The sequence below is a fragment of the Acidovorax delafieldii 2AN genome (genome assembly GCF_000175235.1).
In the GTDB taxonomy this organism is placed as follows: Bacteria; Pseudomonadota; Gammaproteobacteria; order Burkholderiales; family Burkholderiaceae_C; genus Acidovorax; species Acidovorax delafieldii_B.
In genome coordinates this window covers 1-2,379 of record NZ_ACQT01000389.1, presented here as the reverse complement: position 1 = coordinate 2,379, position 2,379 = coordinate 1, and the positions used below count along the sequence as shown (strand labels likewise).

At 69.2% G+C, this 2,379-nt stretch carries 3 protein-coding genes; all 3 read left to right on the top strand.

What is annotated here, in order from left to right:
* The first annotated feature begins 112 nt into the window (after window positions 1-112).
* Window positions 113-724: a D-glycero-beta-D-manno-heptose 1,7-bisphosphate 7-phosphatase gene (gene gmhB / locus ACDELDRAFT_RS21425; protein WP_005800423.1), complete on the top strand. Its 612-nt coding sequence runs from the start codon at window positions 113-115 to the stop codon at window positions 722-724.
* Between the two features lie 65 nt (window positions 725-789).
* Entirely contained in the window at window positions 790-1,548 is a 759-nt protein-coding gene (locus ACDELDRAFT_RS21420) for a lysophospholipid acyltransferase family protein (RefSeq protein ID WP_005800421.1), read from the top strand.
* 10 nt (window positions 1,549-1,558) lie between these two features.
* Window positions 1,559-2,379, top strand: an 821-nt coding sequence (locus ACDELDRAFT_RS21415; RefSeq protein WP_040330406.1) for a M48 family metallopeptidase, incomplete at its 3' end; no start/stop codon positions are given.

Genomic DNA, 2,379 nt, shown 5'->3' with positions numbered 1-2,379 from the left:
CGCTGCGCGCGCCGTGCTGTGGTGTCTGCATGGCGGGGGGGCACCGCACGCGCCCGTATCATGCGCGGGGCCCCGGGCATGCGCGGGGCAGGGCACAAGGAGGCGTCCATCCATGAAACTCGCGATTTTCGATCGTGACGGCACGCTCAATCCGCTGGCGGATGACTTCATCACCTCGGCCGATGAATGGAATGCCCTGCCGGGCGCGCTCGAGGCCGTGGCGCGGCTCAACCATGCCGGCTGGCATGTGGTGGTGGCCACCAACCAGCCGGGCCTGGGGCGCGGCCTGTTCGACGTGGTGGCGCTCAACGCCATCCACGCCAAGATGCTGCGGCAGGTAGCGGCCGTGGGCGGGCGCATCGATGCGGTGTTCTACTGCCCGCACGGCCCCGACGAGGCGTGCCAGTGCCGGGAGCCGGCCCCTGGCCTGCTCGAACAGATCTGCGAACGCTATGGCGTGGAGCAGCTCGACGTGCAGGTGGTGGGCAGTTGCGCCGAACACCTGCAGGCCGGGGCGGCGCTGGGTGCGCAGGTGCACCTGGTGTGCACGGGCAGCTCGGCCCATCTGCAGCCCGGCCAGGCGTTGCCCATCGATTTTCCGGCGACCACGCGGGTGCACGCCAGCCTGGCTGCATTTGTCGAGCATCTACTGCCCCCGGCGCCCGCGCCAGAGCCGGGCGCGGCCCCCGCAGCGGCAGCCGATGCCTCGCCGGTGGGTTTCTGATGCTATTTTTTCAATAGCTGCAGGCGCTTGATTGACGAGCGCCTGCGGCCAAAACTACCCGATCTATGGCCTTGATCCGTTCCATTGTCCACATGCTCTGGATGGGCATCACCGTGGTGCCCTATACGCTGGCGATTCTGCTGGTGCGGCTGTTCGGTGCCGGCAGCCGCACCCGCTACCGCATTGCGCGGGCGTGGCTCAAGCTCAGCGTGGATTCTGCCCGCGTGATCATGGGCATCCGCACCCGCATCACCGGCTTGGAGCATTTGCCCACAGGGGAAAAGCAGGGCGTGGTGCTGCTGGTCAAGCACCAGTCCACCTACGAAACCTTCCTCATGCCGGCCATCATGCCGCGCCCGCTGGCCTATGTGTTCAAGAAGGAACTGCTGCACGTGCCCTTCTTCGGCTGGTCGATCGGCAGCCTGGACATGATCCATATCGACCGCCGCCAGGGCGTGCGCGCGTTTGCCAAGGTGGTGCAACGGGGCCGGGCCCTGCTGGCCGAAGGCACCTGGGTGATCATGTTTCCCGAGGGGACGCGCGTGGAACGCGGCCAGGCGGGGCAATACAAGAGCGGTGGCACGCGGCTGGCCGTGGACGCGGGCGTGCCGGTGGTGCCCGTGGCCGTCACCTCGGCACGGGTGTGGCCGCGCAAGGCCTTCATCAAGCGCCCCGGGGTGGTGGATGTGTCGATTGGCCAACCCATCCCCAGTGTGGGCCGCAAGCCCGACGAACTGATGCAGGAGGTCGAGGCCTGGATCGAGGCCGAAATGCGCCGCCTGGATCCCGAGGCTTATCCCGAGGCCGTTTCCACCAACCCGTGAGGGCGCGATGATGCAGCGGCTCGTGCAACTGGCGCTCGACCTGTTCGACCCGCCCGGCCCGGGGTGTTCTACCGAGGCGCCGACCCAAGCCGGAGCGGCCCCGGCGCCTGCGGCACCGGGTTTGAAGCAAAAAGTGCCTGCAGTGCCCCAGCATGCGCAGAATGCTCCTGGTTTCGCAGCAAAAGACGTGCGTGCAGCGCAGCCACCAGCGCTTACCCTGCCGTCGCTGCTGTCGCCCGCCGAGTTCCGGCACCCCCAGGCGAACCGCGAGGTGCTGCTGGGCAACGCTGTGGTGGCCTATGCCCTGCAGCGCGCGCGCCGGCGCAGCATCGGTTTCACGGTGGGGGCCGACGGTCTGGCGGTGCGGGTGCCCTCGTGGGTCACGCTGTCGGCCGTGGATGCGGCGCTGCGCGAGAAGTCGGGCTGGATTCTGCGCAAGCTGGACGAAGCGCGTGCGCGCCAGCAGCGGCAAGAGGGCGGACGCATCACCTGGGGCCACGGTGCCCAGCTGCCCTATCTGGGCGAACCGCTCACGCTGGTGCTCGACCCCACGCACGGCTTCACCGGCCGGGGCGGCGCCCTGGTGTCCGGTCCGGGGGATGCGGCGCAAGGCGCGAGCCTGTGCATCGGGCTCGCCCACAGCGCCAGCCCCGCGCAGATCCGAGATGCCGTACAGGCCTGGCTGATGCGCGATGCGCGCCGCCATTTCACCGCGCGGCTCGAGCATTTCGCGCCGCTGCTGGGCGTGCGCTGGACCAGCCTGCGCCTGTCGAGCGCGCAAACCCGCTGGGGCAGCGCCAAGGCCGACGGCTCCATCCGCCTGAACTGGCG

Coding starts and splice junctions, on each gene's coding strand:
- ACDELDRAFT_RS21420 (WP_005800421.1), top strand. CDS start 790: ATGGCCTTGATCCGTTCCATTGTCCACATGCTCTGGATGGGCATCACC.
- gmhB (WP_005800423.1), top strand. CDS start 113: ATGAAACTCGCGATTTTCGATCGTGACGGCACGCTCAATCCGCTGGCG.